At 61.8% G+C, this 25,763-nt stretch carries 23 protein-coding genes; 15 read left to right on the top strand and 8 right to left on the bottom strand.

The features are described from left to right. Window positions 1-29: 29 nt before the first annotated feature. Window positions 30-518 carry a GFA family protein gene (locus SOP95_RS02880; RefSeq protein WP_323605981.1) on the top strand — a complete coding sequence of 163 codons (489 nt, stop codon included), beginning with the start codon at window positions 30-32 and terminating at the stop codon, window positions 516-518. Here the strand turns inward: SOP95_RS02880 and SOP95_RS02885 are convergent. After that, window positions 507-1,121, bottom strand: a complete 615-nt coding sequence (locus tag SOP95_RS02885) for a tRNA-(ms[2]io[6]A)-hydroxylase (protein WP_323605982.1) — start codon at window positions 1,119-1,121, stop codon at window positions 507-509. The two genes, SOP95_RS02880 and SOP95_RS02885, sit on opposite strands and share 12 nt — an antisense overlap. A 161-nt stretch (window positions 1,122-1,282) precedes the next feature. Between SOP95_RS02885 and SOP95_RS02890 the strand changes: the two genes are divergently transcribed. Further along, a complete protein-coding gene (locus SOP95_RS02890) occupies window positions 1,283-2,146 on the top strand; it encodes a universal stress protein (RefSeq protein WP_274076338.1) in 864 nt (287 codons plus the stop codon). An 86-nt stretch (window positions 2,147-2,232) separates the two neighbouring features. On the opposite strand, the gene SOP95_RS02895 is transcribed toward SOP95_RS02890, so the two are convergent. Beyond that, a complete protein-coding gene (locus tag SOP95_RS02895; RefSeq protein WP_274076337.1) occupies window positions 2,233-2,703 on the bottom strand; it encodes a DUF1289 domain-containing protein in 471 nt (156 codons plus the stop codon). Window positions 2,704-3,110: 407 nt separating this feature from the next. On the opposite strand from SOP95_RS02895, the gene acnB reads away from it, so the two are divergent. Further along, the gene (gene acnB, locus SOP95_RS02900) at window positions 3,111-5,711 is read left to right on the top strand and encodes a bifunctional aconitate hydratase 2/2-methylisocitrate dehydratase (protein ID WP_274076361.1); all 2,601 of its coding nucleotides are present in this window, start codon (window positions 3,111-3,113) and stop codon (window positions 5,709-5,711) included. A gap of 154 nt (window positions 5,712-5,865) precedes the next feature. Here the strand turns inward: acnB and SOP95_RS02905 are convergent, their stop codons facing one another. Beyond that, window positions 5,866-7,146, bottom strand: a complete 1,281-nt coding sequence (locus tag SOP95_RS02905) for a serine/threonine transporter (protein WP_323605985.1) — start codon at window positions 7,144-7,146, stop codon at window positions 5,866-5,868. A gap of 342 nt (window positions 7,147-7,488) precedes the next feature. On the opposite strand from SOP95_RS02905, the gene SOP95_RS02910 reads away from it, so the two are divergent. The 5 genes from SOP95_RS02910 to SOP95_RS02930 all read left to right on the top strand — a co-directional run bounded on the left by SOP95_RS02910 (window position 7,489) and on the right by SOP95_RS02930 (window position 11,694). Then, on the top strand, window positions 7,489-7,872 hold the full coding sequence (locus SOP95_RS02910) for a tautomerase family protein (protein WP_323605987.1): 384 nt from the start codon (window positions 7,489-7,491) through the stop codon (window positions 7,870-7,872). Between the two features lie 29 nt (window positions 7,873-7,901). After that, window positions 7,902-8,495, top strand: coding sequence for a TetR/AcrR family transcriptional regulator (locus SOP95_RS02915; RefSeq protein ID WP_323605989.1), 594 nt, complete (start codon window positions 7,902-7,904; stop codon window positions 8,493-8,495). A gap of 138 nt (window positions 8,496-8,633) precedes the next feature. Then, on the top strand, window positions 8,634-9,596 hold the full coding sequence (locus SOP95_RS02920; RefSeq protein WP_323605991.1) for a 2-hydroxyacid dehydrogenase: 963 nt from the start codon (window positions 8,634-8,636) through the stop codon (window positions 9,594-9,596). 146 nt (window positions 9,597-9,742) lie between these two features. Next, complete coding sequence (locus SOP95_RS02925; RefSeq protein ID WP_274076333.1) at window positions 9,743-10,810, top strand: phosphotransferase family protein; 1,068 nt, start codon at window positions 9,743-9,745, stop codon at window positions 10,808-10,810. Between the two features lie 116 nt (window positions 10,811-10,926). Then, window positions 10,927-11,694: an SDR family oxidoreductase gene (locus SOP95_RS02930; protein WP_007976320.1), complete on the top strand. Its 768-nt coding sequence runs from the start codon at window positions 10,927-10,929 to the stop codon at window positions 11,692-11,694. A gap of 487 nt (window positions 11,695-12,181) precedes the next feature. Here the strand turns inward: SOP95_RS02930 and SOP95_RS02935 are convergent, their stop codons facing one another. From SOP95_RS02935 to SOP95_RS02955, 5 genes are all read right to left on the bottom strand, one after another. Next, entirely contained in the window at window positions 12,182-12,433 is a 252-nt protein-coding gene (locus SOP95_RS02935) for a DUF1652 domain-containing protein (RefSeq protein ID WP_323605999.1), read from the bottom strand. Between the two features lie 172 nt (window positions 12,434-12,605). Further along, window positions 12,606-14,102 (bottom strand): helix-turn-helix transcriptional regulator, encoded by a 1,497-nt coding sequence (locus SOP95_RS02940; protein ID WP_323606000.1) that lies wholly within the window; start codon window positions 14,100-14,102, stop codon window positions 12,606-12,608. A gap of 47 nt (window positions 14,103-14,149) precedes the next feature. Beyond that, window positions 14,150-15,058, bottom strand: coding sequence for a LysR substrate-binding domain-containing protein (locus SOP95_RS02945; protein ID WP_323606001.1), 909 nt, complete (start codon window positions 15,056-15,058; stop codon window positions 14,150-14,152). A 5-nt stretch (window positions 15,059-15,063) separates the two neighbouring features. Continuing rightward, a complete protein-coding gene (locus SOP95_RS02950) occupies window positions 15,064-17,268 on the bottom strand; it encodes a xanthine dehydrogenase family protein molybdopterin-binding subunit (RefSeq protein ID WP_323606002.1) in 2,205 nt (734 codons plus the stop codon). Then, a complete protein-coding gene (locus tag SOP95_RS02955; protein ID WP_323606003.1) occupies window positions 17,268-17,732 on the bottom strand; it encodes a (2Fe-2S)-binding protein in 465 nt (154 codons plus the stop codon). Before SOP95_RS02955 ends, SOP95_RS02950 begins: the two co-directional genes overlap by 1 nt. A 118-nt stretch (window positions 17,733-17,850) precedes the next feature. Between SOP95_RS02955 and SOP95_RS02960 the strand changes: the two genes are divergently transcribed. From SOP95_RS02960 to SOP95_RS02990, 7 genes are all read left to right on the top strand, one after another. Continuing rightward, window positions 17,851-18,741, top strand: coding sequence for a LysR substrate-binding domain-containing protein (locus tag SOP95_RS02960; protein WP_323606004.1), 891 nt, complete (start codon window positions 17,851-17,853; stop codon window positions 18,739-18,741). Window positions 18,742-19,046: 305 nt separating this feature from the next. Next, window positions 19,047-19,976 (top strand): amidohydrolase family protein, encoded by a 930-nt coding sequence (locus tag SOP95_RS02965; protein WP_323606005.1) that lies wholly within the window; start codon window positions 19,047-19,049, stop codon window positions 19,974-19,976. Between the two features lie 4 nt (window positions 19,977-19,980). Further along, entirely contained in the window at window positions 19,981-20,886 is a 906-nt protein-coding gene (locus tag SOP95_RS02970; RefSeq protein ID WP_323606006.1) for an amidohydrolase family protein, read from the top strand. 126 nt (window positions 20,887-21,012) lie between these two features. Further along, window positions 21,013-22,398 carry a UbiD family decarboxylase gene (locus SOP95_RS02975; protein WP_323606007.1) on the top strand — a complete coding sequence of 462 codons (1,386 nt, stop codon included), beginning with the start codon at window positions 21,013-21,015 and terminating at the stop codon, window positions 22,396-22,398. After that, complete coding sequence (locus tag SOP95_RS02980) at window positions 22,395-23,033, top strand: UbiX family flavin prenyltransferase (RefSeq protein WP_274076324.1); 639 nt, start codon at window positions 22,395-22,397, stop codon at window positions 23,031-23,033. Before SOP95_RS02975 ends, SOP95_RS02980 begins: the two co-directional genes overlap by 4 nt. A 73-nt stretch (window positions 23,034-23,106) precedes the next feature. Continuing rightward, entirely contained in the window at window positions 23,107-24,153 is a 1,047-nt protein-coding gene (locus SOP95_RS02985; RefSeq protein WP_323606008.1) for a CobW family GTP-binding protein, read from the top strand. 245 nt (window positions 24,154-24,398) lie between these two features. Further along, window positions 24,399-25,760, top strand: a complete 1,362-nt coding sequence (locus SOP95_RS02990) for a nucleobase:cation symporter-2 family protein (protein WP_274076322.1) — start codon at window positions 24,399-24,401, stop codon at window positions 25,758-25,760. Window positions 25,761-25,763: the final 3 nt, after the last annotated feature.

The following is a 25,763-nucleotide window of genomic DNA, read 5'->3' on the forward strand; positions in this document are numbered from 1 at the left end:
GAGCTCGCTCAAGACAGCCGGAGGTTCTCATGCAACTCGAAGGTTCCTGCCATTGCGGCACGGTGTCGTTCAGCCTCACCAGCGCCCACCCCTACCCGTACCAGCGCTGCTATTGCTCGATCTGCCGCAAGACCCAGGGCGGTGGCGGTTATGCGATCAACATCGCCGGTGACGCAAACAGTCTCAAAGTGCGCGGGCGCAAGAACATCGCGATCTACCATGCCCTGCTCAAGGGCGAAGGCGAGAAACGCGCCCATCGCAGCAGTGCCGAACGGCATTTCTGTTCGCTGTGCGGTTCGGGATTGTGGCTGTTCAGCCCGGAGTGGCCCGAGTTGATCCATCCGTTTGCGTCGGCCATCGATACACCGCTGCCGGTGCCGCCGGAGCACACGCACTTGATGCTCAGTTCCAGTGCGCCCTGGGTGGAAGCCGAGGTGCGGCCGGGGGATAAACAGTTTGATGTTTATCCCGAGGAGTCTATCGCCGAGTGGCATGAACGTCTGGGTTTAAGCCGCTGATGCTGCGGGGACACCGCTGTGGAAACGAAATTCCACATCCGGCGACTCGATCAAGTCCTGCTCGGCGGCGCGGACCTTGTCGATCACCTGGGCGATGTCCTTGGCGTCCCCGTACTGATAGGCCAGCTTCAGGTACCCCTGGAAATGCCGGGCCTCGCTCTTGAGCAGGCCGAAGTAGAACTTGCCCAGTTCGTCGTCCAGATGCGGCACCAGTGCTTCAAAACGCTCACAACTGCGGGCCTCGATGAATGCGCCAACCACCAGCGTATCAACCAGTTTCACCGGCTCGTGACTGCGCACCACCTTGCGCAGCCCCGAGGCGTAACGCCCAGCGGACAGCTGGCGCAGCTCGATCTTGCGTTTTTTCATCAGGCGCATGACCTGCTCATGGTGCACCAGCTCTTCCCGGGCCAGGCGCGACATCATGTTGATCAATTCGACATGGGAGTGATACTTGGCAATCAGGCTCAACGCCGTGCTGGCGGCCTTGAATTCGCAGTTCTTGTGGTCGATCAGCAGGGTTTCCTCATCGGCCAGCGCGGCTTGAACCCAGCCGTCAGGGGTGCGGCAGCCGAGGAACTCGTGAATTTCGGGAAGGATCATGGGGCTCACGGAAAAATAGGTATAAATCGAAGGGCGCCGATTATACCGGCCTGCCCGCAGACCACCAGCCACTACCGTTGATATGCATCAAGTCACCGAATGTCGCGCAGCAACTATAGTTGTGCAACGCCATGCTTTTTCATTTTCAGGAGATCCCGATCATGCAAGCCATTCGCAGCATCCTGGTGGTCATCGACCCCGAGCATTCGGAAAGCCTGGCACTCAAACGCGCCAAACTGATTGCTGGCGTGACCCAGGCACACCTGCACCTGCTGGTCTGTGATCCCAAGCATGATCACAGCGCCATGCTCAGCGTGCTCAAGGCGGCGTTGCTGGAAGACGGTTACAACGTCACCACCGAGCAGGCCTGGAACCAGAGCCTGCACGAAACCATCGTCGACGTGCAGCAGGCGGAAGGCTGCGGGCTGGTGATCAAGCAGCACTTCCCCGACAGTTCGCTGAAAAAGGCCCTGTTGACGCCGGTGGACTGGAAACTGCTGCGCGCCTGCCCTACCCCGGTACTGCTGGTGAAAACCTCCGGTTCCTGGAAGGACAAAGTGATTCTGGCGGCCGTCGACGTGGGCAATATGGAAAGTGAGCACCGCCATTTGCACGACACCATCATCGATTACGGCTATGACATCGCCAGCCTGGCCAAGGCGCATCTGCATGTGATCAGTGCTCACCCGTCGCCCATGCTGTCGGCGGCCGACCCGACCTTGCAGCTCAGCGAAACCATCGAGGCGCGCTATCGCGAACAGTGCCGGGCGTTCCAGGCGGAATTCGACATCGACAACGAACACCTGCACATCGCCGAAGGCCCGGCGGATGTATTGATTCCGTTCATGGTGCACAAACTGCAGGCGGCCGTGACGGTGATCGGCACGGTGGCGCGTACCGGGTTGTCAGGGACCTTGATCGGCAATACCGCGGAAGTGGTGCTCGATGCGGTGGAGAGCGATGTGCTGGTGCTCAAGCCGCAGGAGGTTGAGGACCACCTGGAGGAGTTGGCGGTGAAACATTGATTTGAAGATCAAAAGATCGCAGCCTTCGGCAGCTCCTACAAGGTGAACGCATTTCCCTGTAGGAGCTGCCGCAGGCTGCGATCTTTTCAGGCGCCAAAGGCGTCTTTCAGAAACCCGGGCGCGATATAGCGCTGATAATGCGCCTCAGACAGCAAAAAGAATTCCCGATCAATGGCATCGCGCAGTTCCGGCAGGTTCCAGTCGCGAAATTCCGGCAACAGCACCATCCCGTAGGCTTCCAGATTGTTGATCACCCGGGCGCCCCGGGCGATCAACTGGTAGGCCCAACAATACTCGGACTGATGCGGCACGAAGCGGATCTTGCGCTGTTCCAGCTGGCTCCTGAGCAGCGCCGGATCGAAAATTTCCACCTTGGCGGCCATCACCTGGGACAACAACTGCTCCAGGCGCAGCCATACGGCGCGTTTTTCTTCCTCGTTGTAGCCGTTCCAGCGGATCACTTCGTGGTGGAAACGCTTGCAGCCACGGCACACCAGATCACCGTAAACGGTGGAGCAAAGGCCGACGCAGGGGGTCTTGATGGTCTGATTGGGCATAGGTAGGCAGAACGCGAAAAGCAAAACAGGATGGCATGTTAGCCCTTTGTCTAACATTGATCACCCCTCAAAGTTTCATGAGCCAACTTACCTTTAATTTTTTTTTGCCGTAGAATCAGCCTGCCTTTTTAGGCGCCAATGTCCGTTAGAAGCTGTTTTCAAAGCGTCACGAGCACAGTCGTTCCTTCAGAGCGGTGTTGGCGAAGGGTTTTTCCAGCGGGGAAAAGCCCAGCGCCAACCCTCATCAGCTCCCGTTCTGCAGGCGTAAAACTTTGAAAGCAGCTTCTGTAAGGAATTGTCGGTAATTCTGGCTAAGTGGCTCACAACGCCATGCAGCGCATGAGTACGGCAATTTCGGGATGAGCGTCCCGGACACCCATTTGGGACCACTGATGAGGGTAATAACTGTGCTTGAAGCCTACCGCAAACATATCGAAGAGCGCGCAGCACTGGGTATCGTTCCCCAGCCGCTAAACGCCGAACAAACTGCAGGCCTGGTCGAGCTGCTGAAGAATCCCCCGGCTGGCGAAGAAGCATTCCTCGTTGACCTGATCACCAATCGCGTTCCGCCTGGAGTGGACGAAGCAGCCTATGTCAAGGCCGGCTTCCTGTCCGCCATCGCCAAAGGCGAAGCCACCTCCCCCCTGATCGACAAGAAGCGCGCTGTTGAACTGCTCGGCACCATGCAGGGCGGCTACAACATCGTGACCCTGGTGAACCTGCTGGACGACGCCGAACTGGCGCCAGTGGCCGCCGAAGAACTCAAGCACACCCTGCTGATGTTCGATGCCTTCCACGACGTCGCTGAAAAAGCCAAGAACGGCAATGTACACGCCAAAGGCGTGCTGCAATCCTGGGCTGACGGCGAGTGGTTCGTGAAGCGCCCGGTGCTGGCCGACAAGATCAGCCTGCGCGTGTTCAAGGTCTCCGGCGAAACCAACACCGACGACCTGTCCCCTGCTCCGGATGCCTGGTCCCGTCCGGACATCCCGTTGCACGCCCTGGCCATGCTGAAAATGGCGCGCGACGGCATCGTGCCGGACGCACAAGGCGTCACCGGTCCGATGAAGCAGATCGAAGAAATGCGCAACGCCGGCTTCCCGATCGCCTACGTGGGCGACGTGGTCGGTACCGGTTCTTCGCGTAAATCGGCGACCAACTCGGTGCTGTGGTTCTTCGGCGACGACGTTCCTTACGTGCCGAACAAGCGTGCCGGCGGTTTCTGCTTCGGCAACAAGATCGCTCCGATCTTCTACAACACCATGGAAGATGCCGGCGCACTGCCAATCGAATTCGACGTTTCCAACATGAACATGGGCGACGTGATCGACCTGTACCCTCATGCTGGCAAAGTCTGCAAGCACGGCACCGACGAAGTCCTGACCACCTTCGAAATGAAGACCCCGGTGCTGTTGGACGAAGTCCGTGCTGGCGGCCGTATCCCGCTGATCATCGGCCGTGGCCTGACCGAGAAGGCTCGTACCGAGCTGGGCCTGCCACCTTCGACCCTGTTCAAGAAGCCAGAAGCTCCGGCTGAAAGCACCAAGGGTTTCACCCTGGCGCAGAAAATGGTCGGCAAGGCTTGCGGCGTGACCGGCGTTCGTCCGGGCACCTACTGCGAACCGAAGATGACCACCGTGGGTTCCCAGGACACCACCGGTCCAATGACCCGTGACGAACTGAAAGACCTGGCGTGCCTGGGCTTCTCGACCGACCTGGTGATGCAGTCCTTCTGCCACACCGCGGCATATCCAAAGCCGATCGACGTGACCACCCACCACACCCTGCCTGACTTCATCATGACCCGCGGCGGCGTTTCCCTGCGTCCGGGCGACGGCATCATCCACTCGTGGCTGAACCGCATGCTGCTGCCAGACACCGTCGGTACCGGTGGTGACTCCCACACCCGTTTCCCGATCGGCATCTCGTTCCCGGCCGGTTCCGGCCTGGTGGCGTTCGCCGCCGCCACTGGCGTCATGCCGCTGGACATGCCTGAGTCGGTGCTGGTTCGCTTCAAGGGCGAACTGCAGCCAGGCGTCACCCTGCGTGACCTGGTTCACGCCATTCCTTACTACGCGATCCAGGCTGGCCTGTTGACCGTAGAGAAGAAAGGCAAGAAAAACGCCTTCTCCGGTCGCATCCTGGAGATCGAAGGCCTGCCCAAGCTGACCGTCGAGCAAGCGTTCGAACTGTCCGACGCCTCGGCTGAACGTTCGGCTGCCGGTTGCACCATCCAGCTGTCGAAAGAGTCGATCGCTGAATACCTGCAATCGAACATCACCCTGCTGCGCTGGATGATCGGCGAAGGCTACGGCGATGCCCGTACCCTGGAGCGTCGTGCCCAGGCGATGGAAGCCTGGCTGGCCAACCCTGAACTGATGGAGGCGGACAAGGACGCCGAGTACGCCGAAATCATCGAGATCGACCTGGCCGACATCAAGGAGCCAGTACTCTGCGCTCCGAACGACCCGGACGACGCTCGCCTGCTCTCCAGCGTTGCTGGCGAGAAGATCGACGAAGTGTTCATCGGTTCCTGCATGACCAACATCGGCCACTTCCGCGCTGCCGGCAAGTTGCTGGAACAGGTCAAGGGTCAGCTGCCAACCCGTCTGTGGCTGTCGCCGCCGACCAAGATGGACGCTCACCAGCTGACCGAAGAAGGCTACTACGGCATCTACGGCAAGGCTGGCGCGCGCATGGAAATGCCGGGCTGCTCGCTGTGCATGGGTAACCAGGCACGTGTAGAGCCGAACTCGACTGTTGTGTCGACTTCGACCCGTAACTTCCCGAACCGTCTGGGTGACGGCGCGAACGTCTACCTGGCTTCGGCTGAGCTGGCGTCCGTGGCTTCCATCCTGGGTCGCCTGCCGACCGTCGAGGAGTACATGGAGTACGCTGGCAAGATCGACAGCATGGCGGCCGATGTCTACCGCTACCTGTCCTTCGACCAGATTGCCGAGTTCCGTGAAGCTGCTGCGAACGCCAACATCCCGGTCGTTCAAGCCTAACGCTGCAACGCAATGAAAAACGCCGCCCCTCGTGAGAGGGGCGGCGTTTTTTTATGCCCTTGAATCAAAAGATCGCAGCCTGCGGCAGCTCCTACAGGACTCACTTGTCCCTGTAATTGGAGCTGCCGCAGGCTGCGATCTCTTGATCTTTACATTACGCGCTCAATGAGTAGATCAACGCCGAAATCGCCACCAAACCCACTGCAACCACAAACACATTGGAAGCCTGGCCACGATAACGCGCCATCGCCGGCACCTTGCGGATCGCATACATCGGCATCAGGAACAGGATCGCCGCGATCACCGGGCCACCCAGGGTTTCGATCATGCCGAGGATGCTCGGGTTCAGCGTGGCGACGATCCAGCACACCACCAGCATGAACGCCGCGACGATACGGTCCAGGGTCTTGGCCGCCGGACGCTTGCCGCTCTTGACGATCAGGCCCTTGAGACCTTCGCTCGCGCCGATGTAGTGGCCCAGGAACGACTTGGAGATGGCCACGAAGGCAATCAACGGCGCCGCGAAGGCGATGGTCGGGTTGCTGAAGTGGTTGGCCAGGTACGACAGGATCGACAGGTTCTGTGCTTTCGCCTCGGCCAGTTGCGCCGGCGACAGGGTCAGCACGCAGCTGAACACGAAGAACAGCACCATCACCACCATCAAGGCGTGGGCCCGGGACAGGATCTGCGAGCTGCGTTCCTCTGCGTGTTCGCCGTAACGACGCTTCTGGTCCACGGCGAACGCCGAGATGATCGGCGAATGGTTGAACGAGAACACCATCACCGGAATCGCCAGCCACAGGGTGTGCAGCAACGCCGACGGCTCAGGCAGCGTGCTGGCCGTGCTGAGGATGCCGCCGTTCCAGTGCGGAATCAGGAACACCGCCAGGAACAGCAAGGCCACGATGAACGGGTAGACCATCAAGCTCATGGCCTTGACGATCACCTGCTCGCCGCAGCGCACCACGGCCAGCAGGCCGAGGATCAGCACCAACGACAGGACCGCACGCGGTGGCGGCATGATGTGCAACTGGTGTTCGAGGAAACTGCCCACGGTGTTGGTCAGGGCCACGCTGTAGATCAACAGGATCGGGAAGATCGCGAAAAAGTACAGCAAGGTGATCAACGCGCCGGCCTTGAGACCGAAATGCTCTTCCACCACTTCGGTGATGTCCGCGCCTTCACGGCCGGACAGCACGAAGCGGGTCAGGCCGCGGTGTGCGTAGAAGGTCATCGGGAACGCCAGCAGCGCCAGCACCAGCAGCGGCCAGAAACCGCCCAGGCCCGCGTTGATCGGTAAAAACAGGGTGCCCGCACCAATCGCCGTGCCAAACAGGCCCAGCATCCAGGTGGTGTCCTGGCGATTCCAGCTCGAAAGCGTTGCGGGTGTCGCTGCTACAAAGCGTTCGTTAACGCTATTGGCCTGATCATTCATCCGGTGGGATCTCCACATTCCGGTCACTTGCCACCCGGCCAGAACGCGTCGGAATACCCGACAGGCAGCGCCCTGGCCGAAACAGGGGCGCGATTCTGGAGGATTAATTAACAGAAGCAAAGACTTAGGTGAGGAACGGTGGTGCCAGATTGGCGTTTTCTCCCCCTGTAGGAGCTGGCTTGCCAGCGATTGGCCCTCAAGCCATGCGTCGATCGCACCGACGCAATCGCCAGCAAGCCGGCTCCTACATATGGCGTTTCATCGCGCGATCGTATGATCGGTTTGATAAAGGTCATCCATCATGTATTTTAAATGAACCTGCCCACCTTCCGGAGTCTTCCCATGCCACTGGTTCGCGTCGATCTCAAAAAACAGCAGGACCCCACCTACGCCAAACGTATCGGCCAACAGATCTACGCCGCCCTGCGCAGCGCGATTGGCGTGCCGGAAAACGATAACTTCCAGATCCTCGCCGAACACGACGAACAGCATTTCATCTTCGACCCCCAATACCTGGGCATCCAGCGCACCGACACCCTGGTGGTCATCCAGATCACCCTCAGCGAAGGCCGTACCCTGGAGCAGAAGAAGCTGCTGTATAAAACCATCGTCGAAAACCTCAACACGCAACTGGCCGTGCGCCTGGAAGATGTTTTCATTAATCTGGTGGAAGTGAAGAAAGAGAACTGGTCGTTCGGCAACGGCATCGCCCAGTACGCCCTCTGACAGCCAACCCATAGACCTGTGAGCCGCCCATGCCCCGCGTTTCCCGCAAACAAGCCGACCTCAACCGCGAAATCATCGTCGAGGCCGCCACCCGGCTGTTTCGCGAACGCGGCCTGCACGGGATCAGCGTCGTCGACGTGATGGCGGCGGCGGGCCTGACCCATGGCGGTTTTTATGGCCACTTCGAATCCAGGGAAGCGCTGGCCAGAGAGGCCAGCGAGCGGGCATTCAAGGAGGTGGGGGCGAAATGGCGCGAACGGATCACCGGCGAAGACAAAGCGCAGGCGCGGCGAGCCTTGATCGAACCTTACCTTTCGATCGAAAGCCGCGACAATCCCGGTGAAAGCTGCCCGGTGGTGGCCTTTGCCGGCGACATGTGCCACGAACCCACCGACAGCAGCTTGCGCGAACCCTTCATGGCCGGCCTGAACCGGCTGCTCGAGGCCTTCGGCAAACTGATGGACTCGGACGATGCCGCGCAAAACCGGCAGCAGGCGCTGGTGCAATATTCGCTGATGGTTGGCGCGCTGACACTGGCACGGGCTACCCGCGGCGACGCCCTGTCTGAGGAAATCCTCGAGGCGGCACAGACCTTCCTGACAGAGCCCCCTGCTCCGGTTTGAAATTTCGGTGCGATCAAAAAAGATCGCAGGCTGCGCCAGCTCCTACACTGAGGAGCATGGCTGTTGCCAATCTGCCCCGCAGCCAGCACTCTCAACCGACTTTCGAGCCCGACGTTCCGCTGCCCACAGGAGCAAAGCATGCCTGCAACCGTTCTGGTACTGGTTGAAACCATCAATGATTACCTGCCCATTCTCGAACGCCAGGGCTTTCACCTGATCCTGGCGCCCACGCCCGCCGAGCGCGCCGAGGCCATCAGCCGGCACAGTGGCCAGATCGATGCGGTCCTGACCCGTGGCCCGCTCGGCCTGTACGGCGATGAAATCGCCGCCCTGCCCAACCTCAAGATCATCTGCGTGATTGGCGCGGGCTATGAACAGGTCGACCTGCAAGCCGCCGCCGACCGGGGCATCACCGTCACCAATGGCGCCGGGGTCAACGCCTCCTCGGTCGCGGACCATGCCATGTCGCTGCTGCTGGCGCTGGTACGTGACATCCCCCGCTGCGATGCCGCCGTACGCCGGGGTGAATGGCCGAAAATCATGCGCCCTTCCCTCGCCGGCAAGCGCCTGGGCATTCTCGGCCTCGGCGCGGTCGGCATGGCCATCGCCAAACGTGCCGGCGCGGGCTTCGACATGAGCGTGAGCTACCACAACCGCCAGCACCGCAGCGATGTACCCTACAAGTTCTGCTCGACACCCACTGAACTGGCCCGGGCCTCGGACTTCCTGATCGTCGCCACCCCGGGGGGGCTGGGCACCAAGCACCTGATCAACAAGCAGGTACTCGAGGCCCTCGGGCCCAACGGTTTTTTCGTCAACATCGCCCGGGCCAGCGTGGTGGTCACCGCCGACCTGATCAGCGCGCTCGAGCAACGGCGCATTGCCGGTGCCGCCCTGGATGTCTTCGATGCCGAGCCCAAGGTGCCGGATGCCCTCAAGGCCCTGGCGAACGTCATCCTCAGCCCGCACGTAGCCGGACTGTCCCCCGAGGCCACCCAGGGCACCGTGGAACTGGTGGGCCGTAACCTCGTGGCGTTTTTTTCCGGCCAGCCGGTGCTGACCCCCATCGAGCTGCCGAAGGGCGTGACCCAGGCCGTCTAGCCGGACAATTCAAACAGGTGTATCAAAAGCAATGATTGCCCGGCAACACGCTCACCTATAAGGGCGGGCGGAGGTTGTGGGTGCCGGGTGCGCGCATTAGATTAGCCAATAGTTTCAGGCCACCAGAATAAGCAGAAGGGATAAGCATGGCGCTTACTGACCAATCCACCCGCACCCGCACCGGCGAAGAACTCGATGCCAGCCTGATCGACCCCTACCTCAAGGCCCACATTCCGGGCCTGAGCGGCCTGCCACGGATCAGCCAGTTCCCGGGCGGTGCGTCCAACCTCACCTACTTGCTCGAATACCCGGAACAGGAATTCGTCCTGCGTCGGCCGCCCTTCGGTCACAAGGCCAAGTCCGCCCATGACATGGGCCGCGAATTCCGCATTCTCAATCAGTTGCGCGACGGTTTTCCGTACTGCCCGAAGGCCTACGTGCACTGCACCGACGAAGCGGTGATCGGCGCCGAGTTCTATGTGATGGAGCGGGTCAACGGCATCATCCTGCGCTCCGAACTGCCGCCGGAACTGGGGCTGGACTCGGCGAAAACCCAAGCCCTGTGCAAAAGCTTCATCGACAAGTTCGTCGAGCTGCACCGGGTCGATTACAACGCCTACGGCCTGGGCGACCTGGGCAAGCCGCAAGGCTACGTGGCACGGCAGATCAAAGGCTGGAGCGAGCGCTACGAGAAAGCCCTGACCCCCGACGCGCCGCACTGGGAAGCGGTGAAAGCCTGGCTCAACGACAAGATGCCGGCCGATCACCCGACCTCCAGCATCGTGCACAACGACTACCGCTTCGACAACGTCATCCTCGACCCGAACAATCCGATGCAGATCATCGGCGTGCTCGACTGGGAACTGACCACCCTGGGCGACCCGCTGATGGACCTGGGCAACACCCTCGCCTACTGGATCGAAGCCGATGACCCGGCGCCGGTACAGCTGATGCGCCGCCAGCCCAGCCACGCACCGGGCATGCTGACCCGCCGCGAGTTCGTCGATTACTACGCCGAGCGTTCAGGCATCAAGATCGACAATTTCGACTTCTACTACACCTACGGCCTGTTCCGCCTGGCCGGCATCGTGCAGCAGATCTACTACCGCTTCTACCATGGCCAGACCCAGGACAAACGCTTCGCGCAGTTCATTCACATGAACAAACTGCTGGAGCAGATGAGCCTGCAGGTCATCCAGAAATCCAGCCTCTGATACGACACAGCACTTGTAGGAGCCAGGCTTGCCTGCGAAGGCTGCCTCAAGTACGCCTTCGCCGGCAAGCCGGGCTCCTACGAACAGCGATTTCGGCTCCATAACAAGGAAAAACCATGTCCAAGACTCAGTTGTTCGACCTCGACGGCAAGATCGCTTTCGTCTCCGGCGCCAGCCGCGGCATCGGTGAAGCCATTGCCAAACTGCTGGCCCAGCAAGGCGCCCACGTGATCGTCTCGAGCCGCAAGCTCGAAGGCTGCCAGCATGTGGCCGACGCGATCATCGCCGCCGGTGGCAAGGCCACTGCCATCGCCTGCCACATCGGCGAGATGGAACAGATCAGCCAGGTCTTCGCCGGCATCAAGGAACAGTTCGGGCGCCTGGACATCCTGGTCAACAACGCCGCGACCAACCCGCAGTTCTGCAACGTGCTGGACACCGACCTCAGCGCCTTCCAGAAAACCGTCGACGTCAATATCCGCGGTTATTTCTTCATGTCGGTGGAAGCCGGCAAGCTGATGCGCGAAAACGGCGGCGGCAGCATCATCAACGTGGCCTCGATCAACGGCGTGTCGCCGGGTATTTTCCAGGGCATCTACTCGGTGACCAAGGCCGCGGTGATCAACATGACCAAGGTCTTCGCCAAGGAATGCGCGCAGTTCGGCATCCGCTGCAACGCCCTGCTGCCGGGACTGACCGACACCAAGTTCGCTTCGGCGCTGGTGAAGAACGAGGCGATCCTCAACACCGCGCTGCAGCAGATCCCGCTCAAGCGCGTGGCTGATCCGAGCGAGATGGCCGGCGCGGTGCTGTACCTGGCGAGCGATGCATCGAGCTACACCACTGGCGTTTCGCTGAACGTGGATGGTGGCTTCCTGTCCTGACGCTGACTTCCCGAATCACACCCACACTGTAGGAGCTGCCGCAGGCTGCGATCTTTTGATCTTGTTCTTTAAAGCAAAATCAAAAGATCGCAGCCTGCGGCAGCTCCTACAGGGGGGCATCGTCGTTCGGGTTATTGGGTGACACATCGCGTCACGGTGGTTTCGCGTGTCACTTGCCCTTCCGCCCGCACATCGCCCATCACCTGGGTGCTATCGGAGGTCTGGCAGGTCTTTTCAGGCGGTGGCGGTGGCGCGGCAGGTGGTGGCGGTGGCGGACTGCTGCAGCCGCCGAGAATGATTGCACAGAGCGACAGTGGTGCAAAAATGCGTTTCCCAAGACTTTTCATAGGATGACCCGCGAATAGGATGGACACATTTCTGTGACAACAGAACACCGCCGTAAAGTTCACGGGTGGTCGCAGAAATATCACTTCTGTCCATTTTTATCGCGTATTCAGTCGTCCGGGCAGGGCAAACCTGACAATTCCTACACTACCGGGTCTGGTCGTTGCAGGCTGTTGCTTTGCAACTCGTAGCGCAGTTCTTCGAGGAGCGCGGCCACTGATTCGGGGGACTGCAACCTCGCCACGTTCAAACCGCTGACCACCAGATCGACTTGTCCGGACACCGGGTGGTAGAGCTTGATGGTCAATGAGTGATCGCCACTGACAGTGCACTCACAGGCCAGGGGCGAGAAGGTCCGCTCGATTTGCGTGCGCAACTGGGACACCTGGATCATTGCGATAGCCCGGTGCGGCAATCAAAGGTGCGGGTAATAAGCATGGCTGTTCCTTTTGCGGTTCAAGGCAGACGAATGCTCCGAAACTGTCATTCGCCCGCTCTTAGCCTAAGGTTTACCTCCTGCTTGCCAGAACCTGAATTTGCACCCCGGCGACTAGTGCATTTGCACCTTAACGCTGGCCCTTCGGACCCCATGCACTTGAAAACAACCCACGCTCGCGCGCCCAGACTATCGCCTCGCTGCGACTGTGCACATCGAGCTTGGAATACACCGTCGCAACGTGATTGCGCACGGTATTGGGTGCCAGTTTCAGGCGCGCGGCGATCTCTTTGTCCGCCAGGCCTTCACAGATCAATTCCAGCACATCGCGCTCCCTGGCCGTCAGGTCGGTAAAGGACACGCTGGGTAACTGCGGCGACTTGACGTGCTTCACGTTGGCGAGTTTCTCGATCAGCGTACGGCTGAACCACGAGGCGTCTTTCATCACCTCTTCAATGGCCGACAGCAACTCAAGCTCGGTGCGCTTGCGCTCGGTGATGTCCATCAGCACCAGCAGATAGCAAGGGCTGTCCTGGATGTTCACGGTATCGGCACAAACGACACAATCGATCAGTTCCTCGTCTTTCCTGCGCACGCGTATATCAACGCGGTCCAGGCTTGCGGCTTTCTCCAGGGCGGTAAAGAGCCGTGTCCGCGCGCCTTTGTCATGGAAGAAGTCAATCTCGACGATGGTTTTGCCGAGCACTTCCTCGTTGGCGTAGCCGAGGGTAACGAGGAACGCCTCATTCACATCCATCACCACCTGATCGCTGGCGCCGCACACCAGAATCGGTACCGGGCTCAGGCGAAACGCCTTGGCAAAGCGTTCCTCGCTCTGGCGCAGGGCGACCTCGGCCTTGTGCCGGGGCTCCATGTCGACAAAGGAAAACAGCATGCAGGCTTCGTCATTGAGCTCCAGCGGCTGGCCGGCCACTACCACTTGCTTGCTGCCACCGTCGGACAAACGCAACTCGGCCTGCATCTGCGGTATGGTCGCACCTTCCAGAAGGCGCTGCCTGGCCAGTTCCTTTTTTTCCGCCTGCTCCAGCACATCCAGTTCATAGGTCGAAGTGCCGATCACCTGGTCGCGGGAGTAACCGGTCATTTCGAGGAAACCGGGGTTGACCTTGATGTAGCGCAAATCGCTGAGGCGGCAGATCACCGCCGGTGCCGGGTTGGCGGCAAAGGTTTTCTCGAAGCGTTGCTCGGCGCTGGCCCAGTCAGTGACGTCGTCCATGATCAACACCAGCGATTCCGGCTCATCCTCACTGTCGGCCAACACCATGCTGCGTACGCTATGGACCCAGGTGCGCTCTTCGTCCACAACCGACGTCACTTCCACCAGTACATCGCTGAACGTCTCGCCCCGCGCCACCCGGTTGATCGGGTAGCTGTCGGCCGGCACCGGGTGATGGTTGCGATAGCGCAAGGCAAAACGCTTGGCGTACGCCTTGGCATCGGCACCGAGTTCGCTGACCTGCGCGACTCCGTGCATGGCCAGCGCCGCGTCATTGGCCCACAGGATGCTCTGGTCGGGATCGAGCAGAATCACCCCGTCGGACAGACCGGCGATGATCTGCTGCAACTGGCGGCGGTTGGTTTCCCGGGTCAGGACGTCCTGGCTCATTGGATCTCCACGTGTAGTGCCTTTGTGAAGATTACGACCACAGGCGTTCATGATCGTGCAGCCTGCCCATCGCGGCCTTGCAGGACCAGTTCACGCAGCGTATCGAGAAACAGCTTGAGCACCGGCGAATCATCATCCGCACGGTAGGTGGCGTATAACGGCACCTCCGGCAACGCCGGGGTCAGGCGCCGGAATACCAGCCCGGCGGGTGCCAACTGCTCGATGGACGCCGGCAGCAGTGCCACGCCAAAGCCGGCCCTGACCAGGCTGAGCAAGGTTTGCACTTCGATCACCTGTTGGCGGATCTGCGGTGTGAAGCCGGCCTGGATACAGCACTGGTAAAGAAAGTCGGCAAACCGCGACTGCTTCAGTTCCAGCGCCACGAACGGCTCCTGGGCAAGGTCCGCCGGTGCCAGGCTGTCGCGGCGGGCCAAGGGGTGGTCGAGTGGCATGACCACCCGGATCGGCTCGTAGATCAGCAGCTCGTTGCGCAGTTGCGGATCGTCATAGCCGACCCGGAACACACAGGCATCGATGCGTTTTTCCTTGAGCGCCTTGACCTGTGCGGCAGGGGTCATTTCATGCAGGCGCCAGTTCACCTGCGGGTAACGCTCGCGAAACAGGTGCAGGGCCCGTGGCAACACCCCGACCATCACCGAACTGATCATGCCGATTTCCAGCTCGCCCAACTGACCGCGGCCGGTTTGCCGCGTCAGGTCGAGGGCACGGTTAAGCTGCTCGAACACCAGCGGCGCCTGTTCCTTGAGCATCTGCCCGGCGGCGGTCAGCTCGACCCGGTGGTGGCTGCGCTCGAACAGCGGCGTGCCCAGTTCCTCTTCCAGCAACCGAATCTGCTGGCTCAGTGGCGGCTGGCAGATGTGCAGGCGGGTGGCGGCCCGGCCGAAATGCAGCTCTTCGGCCAGCGCCATGAAGTAACGCAGCAGTCGCAAGTCCATGCCGGTTATCCCAGGTTCAGCGGTGTAGAGCGCTGCCGCACCCCGGTCAGGCTGAACAGGGCATTGGCGATGGCCGGGGCCACCGATGGGCTGCCCAGTTCACCGACACCCCCGGGCTTGGCCGGATCGCCCTCGACCAACAGGATGTCGACCTCTGGCATGTCCGACATGCGCGTCACCCGATAGTCATGGAAATTGCTCTGCACCACCCTGCCCTGCTTGATGTCCAGTCGATCGAACAGGGCATGACCGAGGCCCCACATCAGGCCACCGTAGATCTGTTCTTCGACACCGCCGGGCGACACCGCCAGACCGCAATCGACCACGCAGGTGAGCTTCTCGACCTTGATGGCGCCGTCCTGTTTCGACACGCGCGCCACGATGGCGATGAAACTGGTGTAACCCTGATTGGTGGCGATCCCCAGCGCCGTGCCATCGGGCAGCGGCTGATCCCAACCGGCACGCTCGGCGGCGCTTTTCAACACGGCGACATGCCGTGGCCGGTCCTGCATGTTGGCCAGGCGGAAGGCCAACGGGTCTTGCCCTGCGCCATGGGCCAGCTCATCCATGAAGCTCTCTACGGCGAACACATTGGGAATGAAGCTCACCGAGCGATACCAGCCACTGGGCACCTGGCTCTCGTGCCTGACCCAGGTCAGGTCGAGGTTGGCCGGGCGATAGGCGAAATCCCAGGCGGTGATGGCTTCCGTGGTGCTGTAGTCCATCTTGTCCGGACGCTCGAAATAGCCTGGCTCCCACTGTTCCGGCGAGGCTGGCGAGACCGCCTCCAGCTGCAACGCGGTCAGACGGCCCTGAGCATTCAGCGCTCCTTTGGCCCGATGCAGCGTGGCCGGGTGCATGAACAATGAACGCATTTCGTCTTCGCGGCTGTTCATCAGTTTCACCGGCACCCTGGCCTGCTGCGCCAGGTAAGCCACTTCGAACAGCCAGTATTTGGCCTCCCGCGCACCGAAACTGCCGCCCGACACCATCTCGTTGATGGTGACCTTGTCCTTGGCGATCCTGCACACCGTTTGCGCCGCTTCCAGCGCCGACGACGGCACCTGCACCCCACCCCAGTAAGTGATGGCGCCGTCCTTGACCTGTGCGGTGATGCAGATCGGCTCCAGTGGATTCTGCACCTTGAAGGGCATGCGGTAATCGGCTTCGATCAGCATCGCGGCATTCGGCCATTGGCTGTTCACATCCCCGGCGGCCATGGCGGACACCCTTTGCGCGCCTTTGTCAGTCAATGCCGCTGCCTGGGCCTTGGCCAGTTCATCGCTGTCGAACCCGGCCAGTGGCGAGTCGCTCCACTGCACCTTGAGCAATTGGCGGCCCTGGTGCGCGGCCCAGTAATTGTCCGCCAACACCGCCACACCCGCGACGTTACCGCCCAGGACATCGGGCCGTCCCGGCACCTTGATCACCTTGCGCACACCCGGTACTTGCAGCGCCGCCGCGCTGTCCACCGACACCACATTCGCGCCCACCACGGGAGCCCGTTGAATCACCGCCACCAACATGCCCGGCAGCACCACGTCGATGCTGTACTCGAAGCGCCCGCAGACCTTGGCCTGGGCATCGCGCTTGTGCCGCAGCTTGCCGATGTACTTGAACTGCGCCGGGTCCTTGAGCGTGACCTTGGCCGGCGCCGGCAAATGCGCGGCGACGCCCACGAGTTCGCCGTAGCCGAGGCTGCGTTTGCTCGGCGCATGAACGACGCGGCCTTCTTCGGTACTGCAGCTGTCGGGGCTGACCTTCCACTGTCTGGCCGCCGCCGTTATCAACAGCGAACGCGCCGTCGCGCCGGCCATGCGCAGACGGTCGTACTCCAGCGACACACTGGTGCTGCCGCCCGTGGAAAAGACTTTCCAGATCGGGTGAATGTAGGTGTCGAAAAACGGATCCTCCGGCGAGATCACCTGCACGGTCATCGGGTTGACGTCCAGTTCCTCGGCCACGCAAGCGGCCAGCGCGGTATGCGTGCCGGTACCGGAGTCGTGCTTGTGCACCACCAGTTTCACCGTGCCGTCAGGCAGGATGCGCACCCAGGCGTTGGGTTCGAATTCACCGGCGGGCGCCGGGGCTTCAGGGTCCGTCGCAGCCATGCTCGAAGGCAGGTAAAACGCGACGGCCAGTCCAGACGCAACGGTCGCCGATTGCTTGAGAAACACACGACGCGAAAGATTCACCTGAGAGATCGTCATCACGCCTCCTTCGGCGCAGACGCCGCTCGCTTGATCGCCTTGTTGATCCGCCCGTAGGTTCCGCAGCGGCACAGGTTGCCGGACATGGCATTGCGGATCGAATCGTCGGTGACCGCCGCCCCGGTGTTGAGCAACGCGGCGGCGGACATGATCTGACCGGATTGACAGTAGCCGCATTGCGGCACATCTTCGGCAACCCAGGCCAGTTGCAGCGGATGCTGTGCGGTGGGCGACAAGCCTTCGATGGTGGTGATGCTGTGCCCCGCCACGGCGGCGACCGGCAACTGGCAGGAACGCACCGCGACACCGTCCAGGTGCACGGTGCAGGCACCGCACAGGCCCATGCCGCAACCGAACTTGGTACCGGTGAGTTTCAAGTGGTCACGCAACACCCATAACAAGGGCGTGGAGGGCGAAGTCTCTACCAGCTCGCGTCGTTCGCCGTTTACCGTGAATTCGATCATTGTCAGGCTCCAAGAGAGCGGCCCGTCTTTGTGCAGGCCTGGTACTCGATTATTGGGAGCCTTGGGAAAATCGGGCCAGCGACGATTTCTGCCATCCTGTGTAAGTAGGACTAACAGCATGTACAAGCGATACCCGTCGGTGCAGTCCATGAGTGCTTTCATCCAGGCAGCCCGCAGCGGCAGCTTCTCCAGCGCTGCGCGCAAGCTCGACCTCACCCACAGCGCCATCAGCCAGCAGATCCGCGCCCTGGAAGACTTCATCGGCCAGCCACTGTTCGTGCGCGAAGGCGGCGGCAGCAACCTGACCGACGCCGGGCAACTGTTCGCCAGCGTGCTGTCCGACGGCCTGGCGCAGATCGATCGGGCGCTGTCTTCGGTGAAAAATCGCAGCGTGGCGCAGCGGCTGACCCTGGATGTCGACAGTGAGCTGGCCCAGAGCTGGCTCAATCCGCGCTTGCCGCAGTTGCTGGATCTGCTGCCCGAGCATGAGGTGGTGCTGCTATCGATGCCACGCTCGGATCGCAGTGCGTTCGAACGCGTGGACCTGGCCTTGCGCTACGGTTATGGCGACTGGGAAGACTGCGAGATGACGCAGATTTGCGGGGATCGGGTGATGGCGGTGGCTGCGCCGGCACTGCTGGAACGCCAGGGTGTGCAACTGCCATTGAGTGCGCAGCAGATCCTTGAACTGCCGCTGTTGGGCTATACGCGACGGTCGTGGATTCCGTGGCTGGATGCGGCGGGTTTGCCTGCGGTCGAGCCTTCGGCACGGGTGGTGTTCGACAATGCGGCGAACCTGATTGCTGCAGCTGAAGCGGGTGTCGGTGCTGGGCTGGTGCGCGGTTTGCTGGCCGCCGATGCCTTGCGCAGCGGGCGGTTGGTGGTGTTGAACGAGGCGCAGATTGCGGCGCATTACAACCTGTATGCGGTGTGGCCGCCGGGGCATGGTGAGCGGGTGGCGCCGGTGGTTGAGGCGATCAGGCAGTTGGCTTTGCGTACACATTACTGACGCCATCGCCAGCAGGCTGGCTCCCACATTGGAATGCAATCCCCTGTGGGAGCCAGCCTGCTGGCGATGAGGCCGGCCCAGCCAATACAAAACCATATCGAACGCATATCAAACCCCCGCCCAATTAATATTGTACGAACCCCACACCCCCTTCCAATACTTCCCCCCAAGCAGCCAGCGTCCCGAGCCGGATGCGACCAGGCGAGGGAATGCGTGAGTCTTCACGCATAGAAATGGCCGATTGCCCGGACGTGGCTGCTTGTGAACCGCAAGGTTCCCTTCCCGCTATCAGGAGATCGACTTCAATGATCATCGATATCAGTTGCTATCCCACGGATCTCGTGGACCTCGCCTGGAGGCATGACGGTGACCCGTTCACCGGCGAGCGTCTGCTGCAGATGATGGATGGCCCGTACATGGTCAACGGCAAACCTCGCCGCATCGACAAAGCCTTCATCCAGCCGCCCCAGGGCAACACCATCTACACCTGGACCGACGGCGATCTTAGCGGCCGCGAGTCCATCGACGCCTACATGGCCTACACCCTGAAGATGGTCCAGACCTACCCGGACCGCTTCATCGGCTGCTTCGTCTACAACCCGCGCTGCGGCGTGGAAAACGGCGTCGAGGCGATCGAGCGCTACGTCAAGGAACACGGTTTCAAGATGGTGCAGATGCAGGCCAACATGCACGCCTACCGTCCCGACCGCGCCCTGGACTGGGTGCGTCCGGCCTTCGAGAAGTGCGCCGAGCTGGGCATCCCGGTCAAGCTGCACACCGGCGACGGGCCCTACAGCATCCCGTCGGAATGGGTGCCGATGATCAAGGAGTTCCCTAACGTCGATTTCATCATGGCTCACTTCGGCGTGCAGACCGGCGGCGTCTATGTGTTCGAACCGATGCAGTGGGCGATGGAGTTGCCCAACGTCTACTGCGAATCCGGCTGGTGCCTGCAATCGCGGATCGTCGAGTTCGCCAAGGTCCTGCCGACCCACAAGATCCTCTTCGGCACCGACACCCCGCCGAACGAACCGGGCATGTGGCTGCGCCTGCTCGAAGTGCTGTGCCACGAACCGCCCCAGGGCCTGAACCTCGACGAGGACACCCTCGAGGAATACCTGGGCAACAACACCGCACGGATGATCGGCCTCGAACCGACCCCGCCGCCACGTTCCGTTTCCGAAGCAGAGGCGCAACTCAAGCGCCCCGTCACCACACAACTGGCCAGGAGCTGAACCGATGATCATCGACACCCATCTGCACCCCACCAACCTGGTCGACGAGGCCTGGCGCCACACCGGCGAACCCTTCACCGGCGAGCGCATGCTCAAGCTGATGGACGGCCCGTACATGATCAACGGCAAGCCGCGCCGCATCGACATGGGTTTCATCCAGCCGCCACCGGGCAACACCGGTTATCGCGACGGCAACCGCCGCGGCCGTGAAGGCGTGCGTGACTACATGTCCTACGTCGCCGAACTGTGCGTGAAGTACCCCGACCGCTTCATCGGCAACTTCAACTTCAACCCGCGCTGGGGACCGGAAAACGGTGCGGCGGAGCTGGAATTCCACATCAAGGAATACGGCTTCAAGATGCTCAAGCTGCACGCCAACATGCACGGTTATCGCCCGGACCGGGCGCTGGACTGGCTGCGTCCGGCGATGAAGGTCTGCGCCAAGTACAACATCGTGGTGCTGATCCACACCGGCGACGGCCCGTACACCATTCCGACCATGTTCTACCCGATCATCCGCGAGTTCCCGATGGTCAATTTCATCATCGGTCACTTCGGCATCCAGACTGGTGGCAACTACTCGTTCGAAGCGTTCTGGATGGCCATGGACACGCCGAACGTGTACTGCGAATCCGGGTGGTGCTTCCAGTCGCGGATCGTCGAGTTCGCCAAGGACCTGCCGCGCAACAAGATCGTGTTCGGCACCGACTCGCCGCCGAACGAACCGGGCATGTGGCTGCGCGAACTGGAGGTGTTGTGTTCACCGGCACCACAAGGGCTGGGCATCGACGAGGTTCACCTTGAGGACTACCTGGGCAACAACATCGCCCGGTTGTGCGGCATCGAACCGACGCCGCCGCCCAAGGACCTGGCCGAGGCGGACATTCGTCTGACCACGACCTACCTCTAGCGCCACCCTTGTAGGAGCTGGCTTGCCAGCGAAGAAGCCCGTGAGTCGTGTGCTGCTTTAACGGACGCCTTCGCCGGCAAGCCGGCTCCTACAAAAAAACCGCACCGTTTTCTACGAGGTGAAACCATGACCCTCTCGACGCTCGGCGATTCCCAGGATTTCCACGATTTTCTTGACGCCTATCGCCGGCAATACCCGGACGATGTGCTCACCATCGCGCAATCCCTTAGCGCCGATCAGGACGTCACCGCCCTGGTCGACGCCCTGGCCACCCAGGGCCGCGACCCGCTGTTGATCTGCGAAAAAGTCGGCAACTTCGGCGCGCCGGTGGCCACCAACCTGTTCGCCTCCCGGACCCGCATCGCCCGGATGTTCGGCGTGCCCCCGGCGCAATTGCACGAGACCTTCCAGAAACGCGCCAACAACCCCATCGCCCCGCGCTACGTGGAAACCGGCCCGGTGCTGGATGAAATCTTCGAAGGCGAAGCCGTGGACCTCGCACTGCTGCCGATGCTCAAGCATTTCGCCAGCGACCGCGGCCCCTACATCACCAACGCGATCATCATTGCGCAAGACCCTGTCACCGGCATCGCCAACATGAGCTATCACCGCTCGATGCGCCACGCCCGGCAGACCCTCGCCACCAGCCTGCACTCGCGCGGTCACCTGTGGCGCATGCTGCAAACCGCTCGCGAGCGCGGCGAGGAATTGCACGTGGCCATGGTGGTTGGCGCGCATCCGCTGTTCATGCTCGCCGCGGCGGCACGCCTGCCCTTCGGCAGCGACGAACGCGCGGTGGCCGGCGGTCTGTTTGGCGAGCCGCTGCAACTGGTCAAGACGCCCCGCTATGGCATCGGCGTGCCGGCCTTCGCCGAGTTTGTGCTGGAAGGCGCCATCGACCCGACGGCCTACGCCGAAGAAGGCCCGTTCGGCGAATTCAGCGGCTATTCCTCGGACCGCTCGACCAACAATGTGCTGCGGGTCGACACCCTGATGAGGCGCAAGGACGCCTGGCTGGTGGACGTGGTCGGCGGGCGCTACGCCGAACACCTGACCCTGGCGCGGCTGCCCCGGGAAGCGGAAATGAGCGAGAAACTCAAGGCGCGTTTCCCGGCCGTCACCGCCGTGCACTACCCCAATTCCGGCACCCACTTTCATTGCTACGTGGCCCTGGAGCAGAGCCGCGACGGCGAAGCGCGGCAGATCATGCTCGCCCTGCTCGGCTGGGACCCGTACCTGAAAACCGTGATCGCGGTGGACAGCGACATCGACATCAGCGACGACAGCCAGGTGCTGTGGGCGCTGGCCACGCACTTCCAGCCGCACCAGGACATCTTCGTCATCGATGGCTTGCCCGGCAGCCCGCTGGACCCGTCGTCCTCGGTCAACGGCACCACCTCACGCATGGGCCTGGACGCCACGCGCGGTTCGGGATTCGACGGGATCAAGGCGCAGCTGGACCAGGACGTGGTCGAGCGTGCCCGTGATCTGCTCAAGAGCTTTGAGTCATGAACCGCCAGCGCCTGGTGGTCGGCATCAGCGGGGCGTCGGGTTTCATCTACGGCGTGCGCCTGCTGCAACTGCTCGCCGAACTCGACATCGAAAGCCACCTGGTCATCAGCCGCGCCGCACTGCTGACCATGGCCCACGAAACCGACTACAAACTGGCCGACGTCACCGCGCTGGCCAGCCATTACCACCGCGCCGATGACGTGGCCGCCGGGATCGCCAGCGGTTCGTTCCGCTGCCTGGGCATGGTGGTCGCGCCCTGTTCCATGCGCACCCTGGCAGAGATCGCCACCGGCACCTCATCGGGCCTGATCGGCCGCGCCGCCGACGTCACCCTCAAGGAGCGTCGCACCCTGGTGCTGATGGCCCGGGAAACCCCGCTGACCCTCGCCCACCTGCGCAACATGACGGCGGTCACCGAAATGGGCGGCATCATCGCCCCGCCTGTTCCGGCCTTCTACGCCCGCCCGCAGGACCTGGCGCAAATGGTCGACCACAGCCTCGGCCGCGTCCTCGACCTGTTCGGCCTCGACGCCGGTACGGCAACGCGCTGGCGAGAACCATCAGTCACACAAATCCCCTGTGGGAGCCAGCCTGCTGGCGATGGCGATAGATCAGTCGCCATCGTCGCTGAATGACCCACCGCCATCGCCAGCAGGCTAGCTCCCACATTTGATCGCATTTCGGCAAAACACAGGTAAGGAGCTCTACATGAACACCCCCTTCAACGCCCCAACCCCCAACACCAAGATCCCGGTGACTATCCTCACCGGCTTCCTCGGTGCCGGCAAAACCACCCTGCTCAACTACATCCTCAAGGAAAACCACGGGCGCAAGATCGCCGTGATCGAGAACGAGTTCGGCGAAGTCGGCATCGACGGCGACCTGGTGCTCAGCTCGGAAACCGAAGAAATCTACGAGATGGTCAACGGCTGCGTGTGCTGTACCGCCGAGGTCCGCGAAGACCTGGTGCGCATCGTCCGTGAGCTGGTGGCGCGGCCGGTGCGGCTCGATCACATCCTGATCGAGACCAGTGGCCTGGCCGACCCGTACCCGGTGGCCCAGAGCTTCTTCATCAACGACCCGATTGCCGATGAGGTGGAACTGGACGCCATCGTCACCATGGTCGATGCCAAGCACATCGCCCAGCACCTGGAAGACCTGCAACTCGATGGCGTGGACAACCAGGCCGTGGACCAGATCGTCTGCGCCGACCGCATCGTCATCAACAAGGTCGACCTGGTCAGCGAGGCCGAAGTGGAGGCCCTGAGCAAGAAAATCCGCGGGCTCAATGCCACGGCGGAGCTGGTGACCTCAAGCTATGCCGAAATCGACCTGTCGAAAATCCTTGGCATCGGCGCCTTCGAGTCCACGCAAAAACTCATGGAGATCGGCGCCGGGCACGATCACCACGCCGATGAACATCACCATGCCCATGACGAACCCGACCATGAGCACGACCCGAGCGTGACGTCGGTCGGCATCGCCGTGGATGGCGCGGTGAACCTGGGCGACTTCCATCGCTGGATTACAAAGTTGCGCACCGAACAGGCCGACAACCTGTACCGCATGAAGGGTGTACTGGCGGTGGCCGATCAAGACCAGCGCTACGTGCTGCAGGGGGTGCACAGCCTCGTCGAGTTTCGCGCGTCAACCCTGTGGGGCAGCGAACCCCGCTCAAGCAAGATTGTGTTCATCGGCCGCGACCTGGACCGCGCGGCCTTGAACCAGGGCTTCGCCGCCTGCCTGGCAGGCTGAACAAGGCATCGGAGCCGGTGGATGGCGGTTCCGGGCACATGAATGATTGATGCCCATCTTTCAGGACGACACAAACCCTGTAGGAGCTGGCTTGCCAGCGAAAGCGGTGCGTCTGTTGGCATGGATGTCGACTGATACGCCGCCTTCGCTGGCAAGCCAGCTCCTACAGGGGATGAGGCGCACTGAAAGGGCATCAGAACGAATACCCCTCTGTACCGAATAACAACAGCTAGAGGTGATTCCCCATGTCGTCAGCCAATACCCCCGCAACATCCACCGTCCATCCCGTCGACCGGATTCTGCCGGTCCGGCAAATGCTCACCCTCGGCCTGCAACACATGGCCGTCTCGTACATCGGCGCCATCGCCGTGCCGTTGATTGTCGCCAGCGCCCTGAAAATGTCTCACGCCGACACGGTAGTGCTGATCAGCACCACGTTGTTCTGCTCAGGCATCGCCACCCTGCTGCAAACCGTCGGCTTCTGGAAATTCGGTGTGCGCCTGCCGATCCTCCAGGGCGTGGCGTTCAGCAGCGTGGGGCCGGTGATCGCCATCGGCACCAATCCGGAGGTCGGTTTCGCCGGGGTCTGCGGGGCCGTAATAGGCGCAGGGATTTTCACCATGTTGATGGCGCCATTCGTGGGTCGATTACGCCGGTTTTTTCCGCCGGTGGTTACTGGCTGCATCGTCACCGTGATCGGCCTGCAGCTGTTTCCCATCGCCTATGAGTGGGTCGGCGGTGGTCGCCATGCCAGCGACTTCGGCGCACCGGCGTACCTGGCAGTCGCCGCCGTGGTGTTGCTGAGCATCCTGCTGGTCAACCGCTACGGCAGCCCGATGCTGCGCAACATGGCGGTGCTGGTGGGCATGCTGGTGGGCGCGGCGCTGGCTTACGGGCTGGGCATGGGCAGTTTTCACAGCGTGCAGGAGTCGCCGTGGCTCACCGTGCCCTACCCGTTCTACTTCGGCCTGCCGACCTTCAGCCTGATCCCCATCGCCACCATGGTGGTGGTGATGATCGTACAGATGGTCGAGTCCATGGGGCTGTTCGTGGCCATCGGTGACATCGTCGAAAAACCGGTCGAAGACAAGCAGGTGATCAACGGCCTGCGCGCCAACGGCCTGGCGAGCACCATCGCCGGCATGTTCGCGGCGTTTCCGTTCATTGCCTTCATGGAAAACGTCGGGCTGGTGATCCTCACCGGCGTGCGCAGTCGTTGGGTCGTCGCCGTCAGCGGCTTGCTGATGTGCTCGGTGGCGCTGGTGCCCAAGGCCGGGGCGATCATCGCCTCGATGCCGACCGCGGCCCTCGGCGGTGCCGGGGTCGCCATGTTCGGCGTGGTCGCCGCGGCAGGGATCCAGACCCTGGCCAAGGTCGACTACGAGCGCAATCGCTACAACGTGCTGATCGTCGGCTTCACCCTCGCCGCCGCCCTGGTGCCGGTGCTGGCGCCGGCCCTGTTCAAGCAATTGCCCGAGTGGTCGCAGCCGTTCCTGCACAGCAGCGTGGTCATCGCCTGCCTGGTGTCGGTGCTGCTCAACGCCACCCTCAACGGTGTCAGCGTGCCTGATGCCGCCGCCAGCAAATCCGCCACCCACAGCCTCTGACCG

Source organism: Pseudomonas sp. YuFO8, assembly GCF_035065025.1.
GTDB lineage: Bacteria > Pseudomonadota > Gammaproteobacteria > Pseudomonadales > Pseudomonadaceae > Aquipseudomonas > Aquipseudomonas putida_AE.

What these genes read in the sequence shown, in the direction of transcription:
- SOP95_RS02880 (WP_323605981.1), top strand. Translation starts at nt 30, where the DNA reads ATGCAACTCGAAGGTTCCTGCCATTGCGGCACGGTGTCGTTCAGCCTC.
- SOP95_RS02885 (WP_323605982.1), bottom strand. Translation starts at nt 1,121, where the DNA reads ATGATCCTTCCCGAAATTCACGAGTTCCTCGGCTGCCGCACCCCTGAC.
- SOP95_RS02890 (WP_274076338.1), top strand. Translation starts at nt 1,283, where the DNA reads ATGCAAGCCATTCGCAGCATCCTGGTGGTCATCGACCCCGAGCATTCG.
- SOP95_RS02895 (WP_274076337.1), bottom strand. Translation starts at nt 2,703, where the DNA reads ATGCCCAATCAGACCATCAAGACCCCCTGCGTCGGCCTTTGCTCCACC.
- SOP95_RS02905 (WP_323605985.1), bottom strand. Translation starts at nt 7,146, where the DNA reads ATGAATGATCAGGCCAATAGCGTTAACGAACGCTTTGTAGCAGCGACA.
- SOP95_RS02910 (WP_323605987.1), top strand. Translation starts at nt 7,489, where the DNA reads ATGCCACTGGTTCGCGTCGATCTCAAAAAACAGCAGGACCCCACCTAC.
- SOP95_RS02915 (WP_323605989.1), top strand. Translation starts at nt 7,902, where the DNA reads ATGCCCCGCGTTTCCCGCAAACAAGCCGACCTCAACCGCGAAATCATC.
- SOP95_RS02920 (WP_323605991.1), top strand. Translation starts at nt 8,634, where the DNA reads ATGCCTGCAACCGTTCTGGTACTGGTTGAAACCATCAATGATTACCTG.
- SOP95_RS02925 (WP_274076333.1), top strand. Translation starts at nt 9,743, where the DNA reads ATGGCGCTTACTGACCAATCCACCCGCACCCGCACCGGCGAAGAACTC.
- SOP95_RS02930 (WP_007976320.1), top strand. Translation starts at nt 10,927, where the DNA reads ATGTCCAAGACTCAGTTGTTCGACCTCGACGGCAAGATCGCTTTCGTC.
- SOP95_RS02935 (WP_323605999.1), bottom strand. Translation starts at nt 12,433, where the DNA reads ATGATCCAGGTGTCCCAGTTGCGCACGCAAATCGAGCGGACCTTCTCG.
- SOP95_RS02940 (WP_323606000.1), bottom strand. Translation starts at nt 14,102, where the DNA reads ATGAGCCAGGACGTCCTGACCCGGGAAACCAACCGCCGCCAGTTGCAG.
- SOP95_RS02945 (WP_323606001.1), bottom strand. Translation starts at nt 15,058, where the DNA reads ATGGACTTGCGACTGCTGCGTTACTTCATGGCGCTGGCCGAAGAGCTG.
- SOP95_RS02950 (WP_323606002.1), bottom strand. Translation starts at nt 17,268, where the DNA reads ATGACGATCTCTCAGGTGAATCTTTCGCGTCGTGTGTTTCTCAAGCAA.
- SOP95_RS02955 (WP_323606003.1), bottom strand. Translation starts at nt 17,732, where the DNA reads ATGATCGAATTCACGGTAAACGGCGAACGACGCGAGCTGGTAGAGACT.
- SOP95_RS02960 (WP_323606004.1), top strand. Translation starts at nt 17,851, where the DNA reads ATGTACAAGCGATACCCGTCGGTGCAGTCCATGAGTGCTTTCATCCAG.
- SOP95_RS02965 (WP_323606005.1), top strand. Translation starts at nt 19,047, where the DNA reads ATGATCATCGATATCAGTTGCTATCCCACGGATCTCGTGGACCTCGCC.
- SOP95_RS02970 (WP_323606006.1), top strand. Translation starts at nt 19,981, where the DNA reads ATGATCATCGACACCCATCTGCACCCCACCAACCTGGTCGACGAGGCC.
- SOP95_RS02975 (WP_323606007.1), top strand. Translation starts at nt 21,013, where the DNA reads ATGACCCTCTCGACGCTCGGCGATTCCCAGGATTTCCACGATTTTCTT.
- SOP95_RS02980 (WP_274076324.1), top strand. Translation starts at nt 22,395, where the DNA reads ATGAACCGCCAGCGCCTGGTGGTCGGCATCAGCGGGGCGTCGGGTTTC.
- SOP95_RS02985 (WP_323606008.1), top strand. Translation starts at nt 23,107, where the DNA reads ATGAACACCCCCTTCAACGCCCCAACCCCCAACACCAAGATCCCGGTG.
- SOP95_RS02990 (WP_274076322.1), top strand. Translation starts at nt 24,399, where the DNA reads ATGTCGTCAGCCAATACCCCCGCAACATCCACCGTCCATCCCGTCGAC.